At 36.6% G+C, this 17,589-nt stretch carries 19 protein-coding genes and 2 pseudogenes; 9 read left to right on the plus strand and 12 right to left on the minus strand.

What is annotated here, in order from left to right; translation table 11 throughout:
- The first annotated feature begins 306 nt into the window (after positions 1–306).
- Genes LS67_RS04625 through LS67_RS04640 form a run of 4 tightly spaced genes read left to right on the plus strand, consistent with a single transcriptional unit; the run spans position 307 to position 2,616 of the window.
- Complete coding sequence (locus LS67_RS04625; RefSeq protein ID WP_052099868.1) at positions 307–858, plus strand: BspA family leucine-rich repeat surface protein; 552 nt, start codon at positions 307–309, stop codon at positions 856–858.
- A gap of 59 nt (positions 859–917) precedes the next feature.
- Positions 918–1,115 (plus strand): hypothetical protein, encoded by a 198-nt coding sequence (locus LS67_RS04630; RefSeq protein WP_052099867.1) that lies wholly within the window; start codon positions 918–920, stop codon positions 1,113–1,115.
- A 14-nt stretch (positions 1,116–1,129) separates the two neighbouring features.
- Positions 1,130–1,474, plus strand: coding sequence for a BspA family leucine-rich repeat surface protein (locus LS67_RS04635; RefSeq protein ID WP_268902983.1), 345 nt, complete (start codon positions 1,130–1,132; stop codon positions 1,472–1,474).
- 32 nt (positions 1,475–1,506) lie between these two features.
- On the plus strand, positions 1,507–2,616 hold the full coding sequence (locus LS67_RS04640) for a DUF285 domain-containing protein (RefSeq protein WP_236096345.1): 1,110 nt from the start codon (positions 1,507–1,509) through the stop codon (positions 2,614–2,616).
- Between the two features lie 73 nt (positions 2,617–2,689).
- On the opposite strand, the pseudogene LS67_RS04645 reads toward LS67_RS04640, so the two are convergent.
- The 3 genes and pseudogenes from LS67_RS04645 to LS67_RS10240 form a co-directional block, all read right to left on the minus strand.
- Positions 2,690–3,016 (minus strand): annotated as a pseudogene (locus LS67_RS04645) (dihydroxy-acid dehydratase); the annotation flags it as partial.
- 55 nt (positions 3,017–3,071) lie between these two features.
- Positions 3,072–4,460: a sodium-dependent transporter gene (locus LS67_RS04650; protein WP_034327234.1), complete on the minus strand. Its 1,389-nt coding sequence runs from the start codon at positions 4,458–4,460 to the stop codon at positions 3,072–3,074.
- 87 nt (positions 4,461–4,547) lie between these two features.
- Positions 4,548–4,846, minus strand: a pseudogene (locus tag LS67_RS10240) (GtrA family protein).
- A 136-nt stretch (positions 4,847–4,982) separates the two neighbouring features.
- Here LS67_RS10240 and LS67_RS04665 point away from each other — a divergent pair.
- Genes LS67_RS04665 through LS67_RS04675 form a run of 3 tightly spaced genes read left to right on the plus strand, consistent with a single transcriptional unit; the run spans position 4,983 to position 9,779 of the window.
- Positions 4,983–5,876 carry a BspA family leucine-rich repeat surface protein gene (locus LS67_RS04665; protein ID WP_161594474.1) on the plus strand — a complete coding sequence of 298 codons (894 nt, stop codon included), beginning with the start codon at positions 4,983–4,985 and terminating at the stop codon, positions 5,874–5,876.
- Entirely contained in the window at positions 5,877–7,742 is a 1,866-nt protein-coding gene (locus LS67_RS04670) for a BspA family leucine-rich repeat surface protein (RefSeq protein ID WP_052099864.1), read from the plus strand. It begins immediately after the preceding gene.
- Positions 7,743–9,779, plus strand: coding sequence for a BspA family leucine-rich repeat surface protein (locus tag LS67_RS04675; protein ID WP_138109611.1), 2,037 nt, complete (start codon positions 7,743–7,745; stop codon positions 9,777–9,779). It abuts the gene before it with no gap.
- On the opposite strand, the gene LS67_RS04680 is transcribed toward LS67_RS04675, so the two are convergent.
- The 6 genes from LS67_RS04680 to hypA form a co-directional block, all read right to left on the minus strand.
- On the minus strand, positions 9,768–9,953 hold the full coding sequence (locus LS67_RS04680) for a hypothetical protein (RefSeq protein ID WP_034328556.1): 186 nt from the start codon (positions 9,951–9,953) through the stop codon (positions 9,768–9,770). The genes LS67_RS04675 and LS67_RS04680 overlap by 12 nt on opposite strands.
- Positions 9,954–10,022: 69 nt before the next feature.
- Positions 10,023–10,109 carry a hypothetical protein gene (locus LS67_RS10175; protein WP_328590459.1) on the minus strand — a complete coding sequence of 29 codons (87 nt, stop codon included), beginning with the start codon at positions 10,107–10,109 and terminating at the stop codon, positions 10,023–10,025.
- Between the two features lie 8 nt (positions 10,110–10,117).
- The gene (locus tag LS67_RS10180; RefSeq protein ID WP_328590460.1) at positions 10,118–10,279 is read right to left on the minus strand and encodes a glycosyltransferase; all 162 of its coding nucleotides are present in this window, start codon (positions 10,277–10,279) and stop codon (positions 10,118–10,120) included.
- 153 nt (positions 10,280–10,432) lie between these two features.
- Positions 10,433–11,578 carry a lipid-A-disaccharide synthase gene (gene lpxB, locus LS67_RS04690; RefSeq protein WP_034328230.1) on the minus strand — a complete coding sequence of 382 codons (1,146 nt, stop codon included), beginning with the start codon at positions 11,576–11,578 and terminating at the stop codon, positions 10,433–10,435.
- Positions 11,571–12,062, minus strand: coding sequence for a hypothetical protein (locus LS67_RS04695; RefSeq protein ID WP_064504548.1), 492 nt, complete (start codon positions 12,060–12,062; stop codon positions 11,571–11,573). The genes lpxB and LS67_RS04695 overlap by 8 nt, the downstream gene beginning before the upstream one ends.
- A gap of 13 nt (positions 12,063–12,075) precedes the next feature.
- Positions 12,076–12,480 carry a hydrogenase/urease nickel incorporation protein HypA gene (hypA, locus tag LS67_RS04700; protein ID WP_052099912.1) on the minus strand — a complete coding sequence of 135 codons (405 nt, stop codon included), beginning with the start codon at positions 12,478–12,480 and terminating at the stop codon, positions 12,076–12,078.
- A gap of 85 nt (positions 12,481–12,565) precedes the next feature.
- Between hypA and ispG the strand changes: the two genes are divergently transcribed.
- Together ispG and LS67_RS04710 are read left to right on the plus strand one after the other, a co-directional pair.
- Positions 12,566–13,630, plus strand: coding sequence for a flavodoxin-dependent (E)-4-hydroxy-3-methylbut-2-enyl-diphosphate synthase (gene ispG, locus LS67_RS04705; protein WP_034328228.1), 1,065 nt, complete (start codon positions 12,566–12,568; stop codon positions 13,628–13,630).
- A 22-nt stretch (positions 13,631–13,652) separates the two neighbouring features.
- Positions 13,653–14,885, plus strand: coding sequence for a glutamate-5-semialdehyde dehydrogenase (locus LS67_RS04710; RefSeq protein ID WP_407927775.1), 1,233 nt, complete (start codon positions 13,653–13,655; stop codon positions 14,883–14,885).
- A 112-nt stretch (positions 14,886–14,997) separates the two neighbouring features.
- Here the strand turns inward: LS67_RS04710 and LS67_RS04715 are convergent, their stop codons facing one another.
- From LS67_RS04715 to LS67_RS04730, 3 genes are all read right to left on the minus strand, one after another.
- The gene (locus LS67_RS04715; protein WP_236096346.1) at positions 14,998–16,791 is read right to left on the minus strand and encodes a pentapeptide repeat-containing protein; all 1,794 of its coding nucleotides are present in this window, start codon (positions 16,789–16,791) and stop codon (positions 14,998–15,000) included.
- Between the two features lie 258 nt (positions 16,792–17,049).
- A complete protein-coding gene (locus tag LS67_RS04725) occupies positions 17,050–17,322 on the minus strand; it encodes a type II toxin-antitoxin system YafQ family toxin (RefSeq protein WP_034328221.1) in 273 nt (90 codons plus the stop codon).
- The gene (locus tag LS67_RS04730; RefSeq protein ID WP_002955605.1) at positions 17,322–17,543 is read right to left on the minus strand and encodes a hypothetical protein; all 222 of its coding nucleotides are present in this window, start codon (positions 17,541–17,543) and stop codon (positions 17,322–17,324) included. Before LS67_RS04730 ends, LS67_RS04725 begins: the two co-directional genes overlap by 1 nt.
- Positions 17,544–17,589 lie beyond the last annotated feature (46 nt).

Consider the following 17,589-nt stretch of genomic DNA (forward strand, 5'->3'; position numbering starts at 1 on the left):
AATGTGCAATCTTGCATTTACAAAAAAAACAATATAATGCGCGGATAAATAACTTACACAGGGGATAATATGAAAGATGTTGAAAATATTAAAGAATGAGGTAAAAAAAATCTCACGTCTGAAAAAGCTAAGGAGCTTGAAAAAGAATTAATTGCTGCGATTTACAGCAGTCTAGCTGCACTTAATAGACAACAAGGAAAGAAATTAAAATCTCTTAAGACACAAATCCTAGATCTCTTTGAAAAGGGTGCGCAGATAGGTGATAGGTTCATTAGAGACTTGGAGAATCACATAGAGCATTGGGAGATGGAATATTGGGACGATAGAGCAGTCTATGCAGGAAGAAGTGTCAGGCAGATGCCCGAGTATTGGCTCTTACAGGCTGTAAAAAAACTAGAGTATGCGAAAGATAAGGCAGAAGCATTTGATTCACTCTTTATGCTTGGCACACAATCTAAAGGTGTAACATATAAGCCAAAGACAAAAGCGGAGCTTAAAAAGCTTGTCAAGGATTATAAAATTTATTTGGGCGATATTGATGTAACTTGCACGAAAGACTTTGTAGGCTTATTTGAAAATAGCAGAAGAAAAGACTTTAGCGGGGCAAAGCATTTTAATGTGAATATTCAATCGTGGAATGTAAGTAAGGTAAAAGATATGAGCGGTATGTTTTCTAACTCAAACTTTAATCAACCGCTTAATGAATGGGATGTGAGTAATGTAAAACATATGACTGCTATGTTTGAAGATGCAAAGAAATTCAATCAGCCCTTAGATAAATGGAATGTAAAAAATGTGGAATATATAGCGTGTATATTTAAGGGGGCAAAATCTTTTGCTCAAAATATTGATTCTTAGGAATTGCCAAAAGTAGATTTTAACAAGTATGTGATGACTGGAAAAATCAAAGATTTTTTATGGGTTCTCCCCTAGAAAAGAATCCACCAAAGTGGGTTGTAACTACTGAGAATATCCCAAAGAAAAATGGCAAATATCAACCAAAAAACAAAGAAGAATTAATCTATCTTGCAGTGAATAAAGATGTCGCTTTGGGCGATATAGATGTAAGCCCTATCACTGATATGAGTCGTCTTTTTGGGGAGACTCTCCAATAAAGGACTTTAAAGGCATAGAGACTTGGAATGTCAGTAATGTTACCAATATGGAACTAATGTTTGGTGGAGTAATAAATCTCAATGTAGATATAGGCTCTTGGAATGTTGCTAAGGTCAAAAATATGGAGAATATGTTTTGTAGAACAGGAGGGGTCAAGCAAAATCTAGAGATGTGGCAAATAAGCAGTGATTGTAATATAAGGGATATGTTTAAAGACTCTTCGCTAGAAAAGAATCTGCCAAAATTGTTTAAAGTAATAAATGGAGAAACAAGAAAGCATTGGAAGATCTCAAAAATATCCTCTCACACAAGAAAATTAACGATAAAAATTTATACAAAATCTTTCATTGCTGCTTAAATGATGAAAAATGGAGTGTAATAAAACATAAAATGGCATCAGGTTTATCGGATACTGAATATTGTGAAAAGGCAATATTCGTGCCTTTAGAGCTCTTGGAATTACTTGTAGAAAATGCCAAAGATAAAAGCTTCGTGTTAGGAATGCAACAAAGCAAAAAAGACTTTTTAAAAATTGCTCTAGATTCAAATAGAGTGGATATTGCAGCATTTCTTGTAAAAAATGGCGTAGAGTTTAAGGAATCTCATCTAAAAAGATTTTCTTTGCATCGTGTAGTAGCATTTGAAGTGAGTTTTCAAGGAATGGTATTTTATGAAATAGCCAAAAAGCAAGAGAACATAAAAGTGATATGGGATACACTGATACAAAATCTTAGCTTTCATCAAATTTATGAGAAAAATGATGGTTTGCTTATCTATGCCCTAAGAAACAATTTTTTTAACGAGGAGGTGCTAGATAATAGTTTCCAAGGGTTGCCACCACAAGGTGGTATAAATCTTGCTGCTTTGGGTAAAGATGGGGCAGATTTGCTAGATAACAACACTGCGTATGCACCATTACGGACTCAAAGAATCGTGCCTTTTGTCTTTGCTATGTTTGAAGATAAAACTTATGATGTTTTAGAATATGCTCTTTTCCTCGGGTTGCACAAAGGCAGAAAAAACGACAAGGGAGAGGATTTTGAGAGTTTTTTACAACAAAAGATTGATGAATACATTATATTAACCACAAAGGGCGGTAATAGTTACGGAACGATTTTTCAAGAAGATAAAGATGTTTTAGCGTATTTTAAAGCTTTACAAAGATTTATGAATAGTTTAGATTCTATCAAGAGGGGAGAAGTCATTGAAGTAGATAATGAGACCTTGAAAATGTTTGCCAGAATAGAGGAGATTCCATTAAATCAGCTTGATACAAGCAAGGTAACAAGTATGAAATATTTATTTTACCGCTCTTGCAGAAGGGATTTTAGCGGGATAGAAAAGTGGAATGTCTCTCAAGTGAAGAATTTGAACTTTTGCTTTAATAGTGTATACTTTTTTGATGTAGATATTAGTAGCTGGGATATTTCAAGCGTAGAAGAGATGCATTGGATATTTTCTTATGCTTGTAGTCTTAAAACACTCCCTAGCTGGTATTGAAGACAAATGATAAAAATTTCATAGCAAATAAAGCAGAATCAACAAAGGTTTGAGAATTTTGTATTCTCAAACTTTACAGCTCTGTTTTTAAAACAGCGCCATTTGCGGCGTTGCTCACAAGCAAAGAGTATCGCTTCAACCATTTGCTTTTTATCTCTTTTTTAATTGGTTTCCATTTGGTGCGGCGAGATTCTATAATCTTAGAATCCACAAGCAATTCTAAAGTGCCTTTTGAAACCGAAATCGCGATTTTGTCTCCGTCCTCAATGAGTGCGATTAATCCTCCCTCTGCTGCTTCTGGGCTTATATGCCCGATACAGCCTCCCCTTGTCGCCCCGCTAAAGCGTCCATCGGTAATAAGTGCGACAGATTCGCCTAGTCCCATTCCCATAATGGGGCTTTTAGCCCGCTTTGATAATGTCGCTTCGCATAGGATTCCTTTATGTTTGATGCCATTACTCGCTAAAGAGAAAGGTTGCAATATTTTTTCCTGTGAAAAATTCCACACTCACCGCTACAAGTATCATAATAGTAATAAGTGGCGCAATGTAGCGCATAATGATATACCAAAGAGTAAAAGTGAGTTTATTAAAAAAATGCGCGGTATATGCTTGTAATTGATTTTTTGGCACAGCCCAACCAATAAAAATAACTGCTAAAAGTCCCCCAAGTGTCATAATTACATTTGCAGAGAGAAATTCAACGCTATCCATAAGTGTTTTGCCACCAATAGTAAGATAATCCGCCATAGGCGTGCAAATGGAGCAAATGATAAGCATACCAAGTGCGCTAATTGCTCCAGCAATGCTCCAAGTCGCCTTTGCTCTGCTCCAATGATAGGTTTCACACACATACATTACAGAGGGTTCAAGCAGAGAAATCGCAGAAGTAATCCCCGCAAAACTAAAGGCTACAAGGAATAAACAAGCAATGGTATTGCCTAATATACCAAGATGAGAGAGCATAACGGGCAAAGTTATAAAAATGAGCCCAGCACCTCCTCCTACTGCTCCATTATATTCATATACAAAAGTAAAAATCATAAGTCCAGCCATAATAGCGATTAAAATTCCAGATAGCACTACCCAAAGTGCGCTTTTAAAGAGATTTTGATTGCTTTGTGAAGAAGCGGCATAAGTGATGATGATACCTACCCCGAGTGAAAGCGAGAAAAACACCTGCCCTAGAGAATCAATAAATACATTAAGTGTGAGGGCTTTTTTTGCTTCATTTATATCAAAGCTCAACATAAAATGTAATGCTTTGCTAAAAGAATCCATACTCATCGCATAGAGCAATAAGCCAAAAAATATAATGAAAAGAAGCGGTGTGAGGATAAGATTCAAAGCTTCAATGCCTTTTTTAACACCGCGAGAGATAACTAATGCAGTGATTCCCATTACAAAAAGCAAACCAAGTGTTTGGGGCACAAAACCATTTGTATAGAGGGTATTAAAAATTGTTTCAGAGGTGTGCATATCGCTAGGGAGGTTAAAGCTCACTATAAAGAGATAGTAAAACACCCAGCCTAGCACGATAGCATAAAAAGATAAGATAATAGGACCGCCAATAAGTGTAAATCCAGCTAAACGCCATTTTTTACTTGAGCTCACATCAAGATTTTCATAGCTTTTGACAGCATTGGCGCCCCCCCCCTTGTTCCCAATAAGCATTTCGCCAATAAGCATTGCAATGCCAAGTGAGAGTGCCAAAAATAAATAGAGTAAGACAAATGCACCACCGCCGTTTGTCCCTGCTATGTAGGGAAAACGCCAAATATGTCCTAAGCCGATAGAGCTTCCAAGTGCAGCGAGGATAAAACCAATTTTGCTAAAATGATTCATTAGTAGCCTTTGTTGTTGTATGTGAGTCAATGTTATCCGCATTCTACTTGTTTTTTTGTTAAATATGGTTGAATGGGGGGTTTAAAATCAGCGATAGATAACAAATTGCCGCATACCAAAATTAAATACAAAAGCTATACCTGTGGCTAGAATCTTGCTTATTATTTCATAGAATCCAAGCCATTGCACGCATACATAAAGCACAGCTAGATTAATGACTAAGCCCCCAAAACTAACAGGTATATAAGAGAGCTTTCTTTAAGCAATGAGTGAGGGGAGTGATGAAAAATAATTTTTTTTGCAAAAAGAAAATTCCATAGGGTAGCGATGACAAAACTTATCGCTCCTGCGAAAAGATAATATATGCCAAAATAATAAAAGCACAGAAAAAAATATCAACCAATTTTAGCATTCGTTTATGAATCTGCCTTAAAGTGCGTTTGAGGGCAGAATATGCCAAAACTATTTTTTGATATAATCAAGCATAAAAAGTGCGCAGTTACCAAAATAAAGGAGGGCAAAATGAAAAGATTATTGTTTATGGTAATGTTTGTAATAACGAGTGTATTTATATGGATTGGCTGCGAGGATTCTCAAAAACAAAGTATTAAGTATCACCCAAAAGATAGAGCGGAGCTTGTCAAACTTATCAATGATGAAAATGTGAATCTAAGCGAAATTGATACAAGTGCTATTACTGATATGAGCTATCTTTTTGCTCGTTTTAGCACAGAACAATGTTATGACGTATTTGCAGAGTTTTTTAAACATATAGAATCTTTTGTGATTGTCGCTACTATGGAAAAAGCTGCACAAAAAGGGGATAAGTGGATTCCCACAGAAGCGGATAAGCAGACTATCAAAGATAATCTTATAGTGCAATGGGAGACAGAGAGGGAGAAGTGCATTCATAATGCGAGAGAAAGAGTAGATTTTAGCGGGATAGAATCGTGGAATGTAGCTAATGTCAAAGATATGAGCTATATGTTTGGTGGTGTAGAGAACTTTAATGAGCCTTTAGGCAAGTGGAATGTGAGCAGAGTGCAAAATATGCGCGGTATGTTTGGTAAAACTGCATTTAATCAAAATATACAATCGTGGAATACTGCAAGTGTGGAAAGTATGAACGCGATGTTTGCTAGAAGCACGTTTAATCAGCCACTTAATAGCTGGAATGTGAGTAAAGTTAAGGATATGTCTTTAATGTTTTTTGAAACATCACATTTCAATCAACCTTTGAATGATTGGGATATTTCGCAAGTAGAGGATATGAATTTTATGTTTCAAAAGGCTAAGAGCTTTAGTCAAAACCTTGAGAGTTGGGGCGAGAGGCTTAATCCTCAAGTGCGAACATATTTGATGTTTGAAGATTCATTTTTGCAATCAAATCCACCCAAATGGTATAAGGAGGATTAAATGAAAACATATCAATTCTTATGCGCTCTAGCGACACTAGGTGCATTATTGTGGAGTGGCTGTGAGGATAAATATCGCCCACAAAATGAAGAGGAACTCTTAAAGCTTGTGCGCGATAAAAATGTAAAGCTCAATAAAATTGATACAAGTGCTATTACAGATATGAGTTTGCTTTTTGCTCAGCTTAGCCCTGCTGTATGTAAAGGAATCCAGCAAGAGCAAGAGTTATCAGAGCTAGATAAAAGAATTTTGCTTGTATGTCGCTATCCTTATGTAGAACGTGATTTTAGCGGAATTGATACTTGGGATACGAGTAATGTAGAGAATATGCAAGGTTTGTTTTTGAATAATCAAAGCTTTAATGAATCTCTTAATGCTTGGAATGTGAGTAAGGTTAAAGATATGCTCGGTATGTTTCAAGACGCGACAAGATTCAATCAGCTCCTTGATAAATGGGACACAAGGAGTGTAGAAAATATGGCTTTTATGTTTCAAGGGGCAAAAAATTTCAATCAGCCTTTGAATGCTTGGAATGTCTCACAAGTGCAACATTTTGATTATATGTTTGCAGACACGCGAGCTTTCAACCAACCATTGGACAAATGGGATTTAAAGAGTGCAAAATCTTTGGAGGATATGTTTTCTTTTGCTGCGAGTTTTAGTCAAAATTTAGATTCGTGGCAGGTTGAGCATATAGAGGCATTTCATAATAATCGTTTTGGCTTTGATAAATATTATGCACGAGAGGTTATTTTTTGGAACTCACCTATGGTGGCAAACTTGCCTATTTGGGCAAAAGAGCCTAAGCCTCCTTATCCTCACACACATAAGCCCAAAGATAGAGCAGAACTTGTAGCGATTTTGAGCAAAAAGTATGAAGTCAATGGTGAGTTTTATGAAGTCCCTTTGAGTGCGATTGATACGAGCGCTATCACAGATATGAGCTTTCTTTTTGCAAATTATAAAAATTGTGATTTTTTCTTAACATTACTTAAGGATTCTAGGGCAGTTGAGAATTGCGAAAGTAGTATCAAATATAGAAAGGATTTTGAGGGCATAGAACAATGGGATACCTCTAATGTGGTAGATATGAAATATATGTTTTATGGCAGTGAGAGGTTTAATCATTCCATACAATCGTGGAACGTCTCTCAAGTAAAAAATATGCGTTCAATGTTTGAAGGAGCAAAAAACTTCAATCAACCACTAAATGCTTGGCACACAGCGAGTTTAAAAGAAATGGTATATTTATTTAGAGATGCAGAGCAGTTTAATCAGCCCTTGGATAAGTGGGATATTTCTCAAGTAGAATCTTTATGCAATGTATTTGCTTATGCTAAGAGTTTTAATCAAAATATACAATCTTGGGATACCTCAAAGGTGATAAATATGGAAGATTTATTCGAAGGTGCGCAAGCTTTCAACCAACCATTAAATAATTGGAATGTAAGCAAAGTGCTTAATATGGAGGCAATGTTTGCTGATGCTAAAAGCTTTAATCAACCCCTTGATAAATGGGACACAAGTAGCGTCAAAGATATGAGCAGTATGTTTAGCGGGGCGGAATCTTTTAATCAACCTTTGAATACTTGGCAGGTAGGGAATGTCTATGATATGCGCTCAATGTTTGAGCGGGCAACAAAATTCAATCAGCCTTTAGACAAGTGGAATGTCAGCAATGTTTATAAAATAAATTATATGTTTGTAGAAGCAAGTCATTTTAAGCAAGATTTAAATATGTGGAATATAAATATATGGAATATATTGGAGCTAGAGGGGATACCCTCTTATGTTTTTGAGGGTTCGCCTTTGCAATCAAACCCACCCAAATGGTATAAAAATCTCGTAGGGCAAAAGAGAGAATAAATGAAAAAGCTTTTATATATGACAATGTGTGCCATAATGAGCGTGTTTATAAGCAGCTGCGGGGATTCTAAAGGAGATTCTAAAAATATAACATATAAATACCACCCAAAGGATAGGGCGGAACTTGTCAATCTTATCAATGATGAAAATGTGAATCTAAGCGAAATTGATACAAGCAAGGTTACAGACTTTAGTTTTTTGTTTGCACGTTTGGGTGAGGAGTGCGATGACACACTTGGGTGGCATAGAGAGGATTTACTCACTCCACATTTAGAAAAATGCAAAAATACAGGCATAAAGCGATTGGATAGCATTCACGCAATTAAGAAACAAATTTCAGACATTGATTCACAGATTCGCAAGATAGAATCTGTGCTTGAAAAAGAGGAGCAGTGCAGGAGTGATTTTGAATCTTTTATCGCGCCTAAGATTCAAGCGAAGATTAAATCCAAAGAGGGATTTTTTGATGAGCATAAAAGAGAGTATGTCAAAAGAAAAACTTTAAATGATAAGGAGAGAGCGCAAGTGCGTGATGAGGTTATTAAAGAAAATAAATCGTGTATTTTTTTAAAAAATGTGGAGGATAAAGAAAGGATTTCTTCGCTTAAGGAGCAACAGGTCGATTTGGAGGAGCAATTAAGCCATTTAATGGAGAAGCTAGGCACGATTACGCATTGGGATACGCGTAATGTCAAGGATATGAGTTTTGTTTTTGCCGGTGGATTTGCGTGGGAATTACTAAGGGATAAAGAGCAGAGTAAGGTAGAGTTATACTGGGATACGCACAGTGTGGAGAATATGCAGGGAATGTTTTTTGAAAATTACGCGTTGAGCGAGGAATTACAAGAGTGGGTTACACATTTTGATGTGAGTAATGTCAAAGATATGAGCTATATGTTTTATCGTAGCAATTTTAATAAAAATATTAATGCGTGGAATGTCAGCAGGGTAGAGAGTATGGAGGCGATGTTTGCGCAAAATTTTAGCTTTAATCAGCCCCTTGATAAATGGAATACAAGTCGTGTAAAAAATATGGCAGAGATGTTTGTATGTGCGCTTAGTTTTAACCAAAATATACAATCGTGGAATGTGGGCAATGTGGAGAATATGAGCTATCTTTTTGGGGGATTGTGCGCAGTGGATTCTACTTGCGCTTTCAATCAGCCCTTAAATGCGTGGAATGTCTCTAAAGTGCGCGATATGAGCGGTATGTTTATTTTTTTGCGTCAATTTAATCAACCCTTAGACAAATGGGACACGCGTAATGTGGAGAATATGAGTGGTATGTTTAAAGAAGCAAGTAGCTTTAATCAACCCCTTAATACTTGGAATGTGAGTAATGTCAAAGATATGAGTTATATGTTTGAGTATGCGGAATCTTTCAATCAACCATTAGATAAGTGGAATGTCGGTAATGTAGAAAATATGCAAGGAATGTTTGCGGATTCGGCCTTTAATCAGCCTATCAATAATTGGAATGTGCAAAAGGTAGAGGATATGAGTAAAATGTTTCATTCACGAGTTTTCAATCAACCTCTTGATAAATGGCAGGTAAAAAGCCTTAAAAATATGCAAGGAATGTTTAGCGAATACTTTTTGCAAAATATTGATTCTTGGGAGATTGATAGGACTAAAGTGAAAACCGCAGATGCGTTTTCTCCAAACTCTGCCTTTGTGCCAAAGTGGTATGGAGAGGATATTATAAATGATGAGGAATTGGCAGATGAGGTTTCTTCTTGCTTTGAATTCGGGGTAGGGTGTGAGGTGGATAAAGTGAGCTTTGAGCTGCCTTTTAAGGAGAATAGTATAAAGTTTTTTAAGGGAGACAAACAAGGCAATTTTGCGCGTATTTGCCTGCCCTATGCGGAATATAGCGATGAGAAGCGCGCAAAGGATATTTATAAACATATCTCTATGTGTTTAGATTCTATAAAAGTGCGAGAATCTAAGATGATGACACTGCATTTTGATGGTATATATCGTGCTACCCATATTGGAGAATGCGAAACTTTAGATTTTCCTCACTCACAGCCCTAAAGATGTAAAAATAAAATCTACCGCGTCCTCTCCTGTGAAAAACTTTATACTCACTGCTACAAGTATCATAATAGTAATAAGCGGAGCAATATAGCGCATAATGATATACCAAAGAGTAAAAGCAATGTTGTTAAAAAAATGTGCGGTGTGCTGTTGTAATTGATTTTTTGGCACAGCCCAGCCGATAAAAGTAACTGCTAAAAGTTTTGGGTATTCATTGGGATCATATTCTAAAACCGAATCTTAAGTAAGTAGGATATCGCCACTAGCCACTGTAATACCTGTGCGTAGGGCTGCACCTTTGCCTTGATTGTGTGAGTGATATAAGATTTTAAGGTTTAGGCATGCGGTATATTGTTTTGATTAGATTCAGTAGATTTTAAATCTTGAAGTATTTCTATTGTGCCATCAGTGCTACAATCATCAACAATGATAATTTCTTTATGATAGGCAATAGTAACATTTTTACACGTTCTAAAATATATGTAATGGTGCGAGATTCATAAAATAAGGAATAATAATTGAGAGTGTAGGAAGATGTGAATCTTCTACATTACCATTGGGGGCTAGAGAGATTGTGTGTATCCCCCCCCCCCATTGTCTAAAAGCAAAGACATAAAAACTCCTTATTGTTTAGTGTGATTTATATTCCCTCACAGCTCGGGTTTATCCCCTTTCAAAAGGCACGTGATGAGGGCGGATACTTTCTCTGCACTGCCGTGTTTTAGATACTCCCTAAGCTCCTTTACCTTAGCAAAAAATGTTCCGGTATGTGTATCACCATACGCCTTAAGGAGATTAAGTGCGGTAAGGTTGCTTTGGATAAGTTCTGGGTGGATTTGCTTCGTGCCAATGTGCGAGTCGCCATCAGTATAGTGCAAGGCATTGTAAAGGATATTAGCAATCCCTATGTGCTGCAATCGCACAAATGCCTTAGCAAACATTATATCCGTGCCTCGTGTCTTATATCCAAGCACAAGAGGAGTGCCAATGAGTGTGGCTTGAAGCGTGGCAGTGCCCGAGCAAATAAAGGCAAAGCTAGATTCATAAAGTGCGGCATTGGCATCAAAGCTAATCTCAAAAATATGTATATCGCTACCATAAATCTGTGTTAGGGCTTGTTGGTTAAGATTCTTAAAATGTTCAGGGATAATAAGCACCTTAGGATTTGGAAGCTGCTTTGCAACTTTGGCAAAAGTAGGGAAGATTCTTTGAATCTCGCTCTTGCGACTGCCGGGCATAAAGGCAATCTTGCCATCTTCTAGTGGTAGTGGCTTATCTTTGAATTGTGGAATCTCATCAATCAGTGGGTGTCCCACATACTGCGCTCTTTTCTCTTCTAGCGCGTGCGGATACATAGCGAGTTCAAAAGGCAAAATAGCACAGAGATAATCACACACTTTTTCTATGTGCTTTGCTCTCCAAGGCTTCCACGCCCATACTTGTGGCAAAGTATAATACACGATAGGCACTTTTGAGCCATTTTTCTTTAAAGCTTTTGCGATTGGGAGATTGAAGCTTGAGCTATCCATAAGCAAAATGACATCGCAACTTTCTGCAAGTCTTGTCATTTTGTGAATGGCTTCCTTAAAAAATGCGATTTTTTTCATCACATCTAAAAAACCCATAACCGCGAAGTCCTTCAAAGTGTATGTAGGCTTTGCGTCATTAAATCCTTCAAATACGCTTGGTTCAAATATCCCGCACACCCGCACAGAAGTATTGAGCTTTTTAGCTAGGACTTGCAAATGGATATTTGCACTTGGCTCACACGCACTGACAAAAAGCTTCTTATTCATATTTACTCTTTGGTGTAGATTCTATAGAATCTGTAGTGTCTGTTTGTGGGCTACTAGCAGGGTGGGTGGATTCTGTATAATACTCTTGCGTGATGAGTTCGAGTTGATATTCACTTTTTAAATCGCGTAATTCAACGCGCAGTTTAGAATTTTCTAATTCAAGTTCATTGATTTGTGCCTGAAGTGCGTTTTGCACTTCATTATTAGAATCTTGTGAATCTTTGGACACTTGGGCTTGTTGTTGCTCCAATGTGCGGATTGCATTTTGTGCTAGGGTAATATGCTCTCTTAATTCTTTGAGCTTGGCTTTAGAAGTTTTAATCTCTTCGTGATATTGTGCGACTTCAAGGCGCATTTTTTCTCGCTCATTTTCAAAAAATCCTACAATATCCCAAAGGTTTTGTGTTTGTGGATTGTATTTAAGAAGTTTTTCAAATGCTTGTTCATCAATTTTTTGAGCTAATGGCTTATCTTGTGCATACATAAAAATCCTTATTCTAAGATGATGACATCATATAAGATTCTTGAGTTTGTATAGAATCTTGTATATCTTCTATGTCAAGTTCAAGGTTAAGAAGATGTAATTCTCTGCCTTGCGTGATGATTACCTGCTGACTTCGACAAAAAGGACAAGTGCTATATGTGAGATTTTCTCCACTAAAGTCGCGTTCGCAAGATTGACAATGTAAGACAACAGGTTGATATTCTATCTCAATATTCGCATTTTTACAAAGCGGAGATTCTAATCTAAAAGTCTCAAATGCACTTTTTACAAGCGCACTATCTACACCACTACGCTCACCAACGGCGATGCAGACTTTGGCAATAGAGGCAGCATTATGCTCTTTTGCGTGGGATTCGCACATTTGTATCAGTGAGGCGACAATAGAATATTCGTGCATTTTTATCCTTAGATTCTATAAAGTCATAGGTATAATTTTACCCAAGAAGTGCTAAAATAAGCAAAAATTCATAAAGGGATTTGGAGTGCAGAGGGTAAAAACAAAACAAATTTTTGTAGGAGATGTGGCAGTAGGCGGCGATGCGCCCATTTCTGTGCAAAGTATGACTTTTAGCAAAACTTGTGATATAGAGGCGACAAAAGCACAGCTTGATAGATTGTATTTTGCTGGGGCTGATATGGTGCGTGTGGCAGTGAGCGACCCAAAAGACGCGGCTGCACTCAAAGAGCTTAAAAGTGTTTCGCCCCTGCCACTTATCGCGGATATTCATTTTAGATACAAATTTGCACTTATTGCAGCAGAGAGCGTGGATTGCATTCGTATCAATCCGGGCAATATTGGCTCAAAAGATAGGGTAAAAGCTGTGGCAGATGCGTGTAATGCACGAGGCATACCTATTCGTATTGGTGTAAATGGTGGGAGTTTAGAAAAACAATTTGAGGAAAAATATGGTGCAACTCCTAAAGGTATGGTTGAATCTGCGTTGTATAACATTAAGATTTTAGAGGATTTTGGATTCACAAATATCAAGGTTTCGCTCAAAGCAAGTGATGTAGAGCGCACAATGGCAGCATATAGAATACTTCGTCCTTTAGTAGAGTATCCTTTTCATTTGGGCGTTACAGAGGCTGGGACTTTGCCGCATTCTATGGTAAAAAGTGCTATGGCACTTGGTGGGCTGCTTATGGAGGGCATTGGCGATACGATGAGAGTGTCTATCACGGGTGAGCTTGAGGAGGAAATTAAAGTCGCGCGTATGATTTTGCAATATTCTGGGCGACAAAAAAGCGGAGTAACAATCGTATCTTGCCCTACTTGTGGGCGCATTGAAGCAAATCTTGTCAAAATGGTGCAAGAGGTAGAATCTCGCATTAAGCATATCAAAACGCCTTTGCAAGTAAGCGTAATGGGCTGTGCTGTCAATGCTTTGGGTGAAGCTAAACACGCAGATATTGCCATTGCTTTTGGAAATAAAGATGGGCTGATTATTAAAGGTGGCAAGATTCTCTGCAAACTCAAAGAAGACAAATTACTTGAGCGGTTTATCGCAGAAGTAGAGGAGCTTGCCAAACAAAGAGAAGAAGCATAAGGGAGGAAGCATAATGCAAGATATACAAGCAATGCTCATATCGGCAAAGCGTAGTGCAAGGATACTAGAGCAATTAAGTGATGAGCAAAGAAATGCAGTGCTTATATCTATGGCAGATGAGATAGAATCTCAAAGCAAGGTAATATGTGAAGCAAATGCTAAAGATATGAGTGCGGCAGAGCATCTTCCTCTAGCAATGCGTAAAAGATTAGAATTAAATAGCACAAAAGTGCGCTCTATGGCGGATTCTATCCGCGATATTGCAAAGCTTTCTTGCAGTGTAGGGCAGGTGATAAAGAGCTGGAAAAACAAGGCAGGATTAGAGATTACGCAAGTGAGTGTGCCGCTTGGTGTCATTGGTGTCATTTATGAATCTCGCCCTAATGTTACAAGCGATGTAAGCGCATTATGCTTTAAAAGCGGGAATGTGTGTGTGCTCAAAGGTGGCAAAGAGGCGTATCATTCTAACAAAGCAATTCATTCTGCCTTGCAACAAGCCTTGCAACAGCACAATCTCCCAAAAGAATGTGTGAGTATGATACAAGATACTTCGCGTGAGTCTGTATTGGCATTTGTCAAAATGGATAAGTATGTGGATTTGCTTATCCCGCGTGGTGGAGAGGGGCTTATAGAGTTTGTAAAACATAATGCGAGTATTCCTATCATCAAGCACGATAAGGGCGTGTGTCATACCTATATCCACAAGGACGCGGATTTGCAAAAGGCAAAGGCGATTGTGCTTAATGCTAAGCTAAGCTATCCTGCGGCGTGCAATGCGTGTGAATGCGTGATTGTAGATTCTGCACTTGGGACGCAGGTTTTAAGCGAGATAGTGGAGAGTTTGCATACACATAAAATCAGCGTGAGATTTGAAACACAAGCCTTGCTAGAATCTCTAGGCACGGAGCTTGATGGCTTGGCGGATTTTACTAAAGAGTGGGGGGATAGGATTATTAATCTTAAGATTGTGGGGGGCTTTGAAGAGGCGTTGGAGCATATATCACGCTATGGCTCGGGGCATTCTGAATGTATAGTGAGTGAGAATAAGGCGGTGTGTGAGCAGTTTTTAAGCAGTGTTGATGCGGCGTGTGTGTATGTCAATGCTTCAACGCGATTTAGCGATGGCGGGGAGTTTGGCTTTGGTGCGGAGGTGGGTATTTCTACCTCTAAACTTCACGCTAGAGGTCCTATGGGTATAGAATCTTTACTCAGTTATAAATATTGTATTACAGGCAATGGGCAAGTGCGAGAGTAGGGTAATGTAGGCGAGATTTGAAGCTTGGCAAGAATCTTGCGTTGCTAGATTCTGCTTAGATTCTATTTGCGGCTTGGCTTTGAGCTATATTAGAATCTAGGCTTTAGCATATTTAGTGTGGGATTATGGAGTTTTTGCGTGCGGTTTTTTGGAGTGAAAAAAGAACTAGAAATATAAGTATGGTATATAGTATGCTTAATGCCACTACGCTTGGACAAGTGCAAGTTTTATCAGTATCTGCGATTTTTCCTATCAAAGGGTGAATTATGCTAGGATATTTTATCAGCACTATAAAAAAACCCATATAAGAAGCAATAAGCAATATATATCTACCGATAATCAAAGATTTGGTATAGACTAAACTAACATATAATCCAACAAACAATGTGTTAATAAACAATGAGTATCCATAATCTTTATTTAAATCTATAATTTTCCCACCAAATCCAACCAATAATACATAAAAAGCATAAGCAAAAAAGAACGCAAGGATTAAACTTTCTATCAAATACCATAAATCTTTTATGAGTATTTTTAAAAATGTAATGAAACTCTTAAATGATTGCCGTATATTACAATGAAGTCTTTTGTAAAAATTCAATTTTTTAAAACAAAATCTAATAAAATAAATGAAAAAATTTTTATAGATTTTACATAGTATCAAAATACTTCCAAGGGTTATAAAAACAATAGCCACTAAATTAAAATAACACTCAAAATTATTAGAAATTTTAGATAATATGAACTCTTCGCTTATGTTTTCAATTTTAGCATTATGCAAATACGCGATACCCTTAAAAAATAAAGCATACAAAACGATGAGCAATATAAGATTATTAAAAACCTTTAAAAAATCTGTATGATGCTCACATAGCTTTCTATAAAATCCTAGCAGCAAGCAGTCTATATAATCTCTAAATTTATGGGTATTTCTTTTTATATCAGCTTCAGTTTCAGCAGTTTTGCCCTGCTTATGCCATATTTGTTCTAGCTCTATTTCTTTGCAATAGAGTTCGTATTTGTGGAAGTTTGAAGCGTCTAGGAGATTATTATCTTTTATCAAAGCATTTTTAATAAGCCTAAAAGAATCTCTAAAATCATTTGCAAATTTATCCAAAGTTTTCTTGCTGTCCTGCTCTTTTTCTTTTGCTTGTTTGATGCTCTCCTTTAGATTCTCAAAATCAAAATCGCACTTCACATTCACAAAGTTTAGATTCTCTTTGAAAATAGCTTGTGAAAAATTAGGAATTGCTTTATTATGAAAAGTTACCCCATAAAAACAAGCGGTTTTTTCAAATTCACACTCGTGAAAATCAGCAAAATCATAAAAATGGGAATTGTTAAAATAGACATTATCTTTAAATATGGAATTTTTAAAAAATAATTGTTTAAATTCATTATTTTTAAAATAAACACTATCAAAGAAATTACAATTTTCAAAAAAGGCAGTCTCAAAACTACAACTTCCAAACATATTTGATTTTTCTGTGTTTCTGTCATCAATTTCTTTGCCAAAATGGACTTCTTTTTCAAAGGTAGAGTTTTCAAAAATTGCTCCTTTTAAAAACTTAACTCCAAATGCTTTAAATATTCCTTTAAATTCACATTGTCGGCAATCAATGCTTTCTTCCAATGTAGCATTGAAAAAATTTATTTCATTGCTAAATATACTAAATGCAAGATTCAAAATCTTTTTAAAAGTTACATTTGTGAAAATAAGTTTGTGTTTAAATTGTTTTTCATAACCATCTACACTTTCTAAAAACTTACATTTATGAAATTTCAAAGGATAATTTAATAAATTATCAAATTTTATATCTTTATCAAATTTGATAACTTCAAAGTTATTTTTGCTTACGCAATTTTCTATAACATAAACTTTCTCTCTATACATCATAACGAACATATTTCTTACTTATTTCTAAAATTTGAGCTATATTTTTGGCGGCTTGTTTTGTGTCATCGCTCATTATTTTCCCTTTATTATTTCTATCTCATCATTTGTGAGATTGTAGAGTGTATAGACTAAAGAGTCAAGTTTAGATTCTAACTTGCTTGTGTCAAGGGTAGAATCTTTTGCTTTAATTTCTAGGATTTTATCTACACATTTTATAATCTCATCACACAAGGGGTTTATTGCTAGATTCTAGCCTTTCATAACTTACTATTTTTTAAACAATTTGCTATGACTCCCCACACGCAAGGCATTAAGCTGCAAAATATCATCGCATAGCTCATAAATGAGTAATAAGTCTGGTTTAATGTGGCATTCTCTAAAGCCTTGCAAGTTGCCGCTTAAGGCGTGGTCTTTGTGCTTTGGCTCTAGGGGCTGTCCTGTGGCTAGTGTGTCTATAATCTGCATTGATAAGATTCTATCTGCTTGATTTAGGGCTTTTGCGTCTTTTTTAAAACTTTTTGTCAAATGCACTTTATACATTAGAGTAAGCCCTCTTTTTCAAACGCTTCTTTCGCACTAGCATAAGTCTTTAGTGTGCCTTCTCTTTTCTCTTTTTCAAGCTCTGCTTTTGCCTTTAGAATCTCTTTTTCAAACTTTGTAAGCTTGGGCTTTTGCACCTTGCATTTTGCGTTATCAATCTTTGCTAGGCTTTTTATCGCAGTGTAAAGCTCTTTACTAGCATTTTCTATAATCAGTGTCATTTGTTATCCTTTGGGCTTTTGTGTTGCTTAAAATTCTAGCATTAGT

The sequence above is a fragment of the Helicobacter sp. MIT 03-1616 genome (assembly GCF_000765685.2).
GTDB classification, from domain to species: Bacteria; Campylobacterota; Campylobacteria; order Campylobacterales; family Helicobacteraceae; genus Helicobacter_C; species Helicobacter_C typhlonius.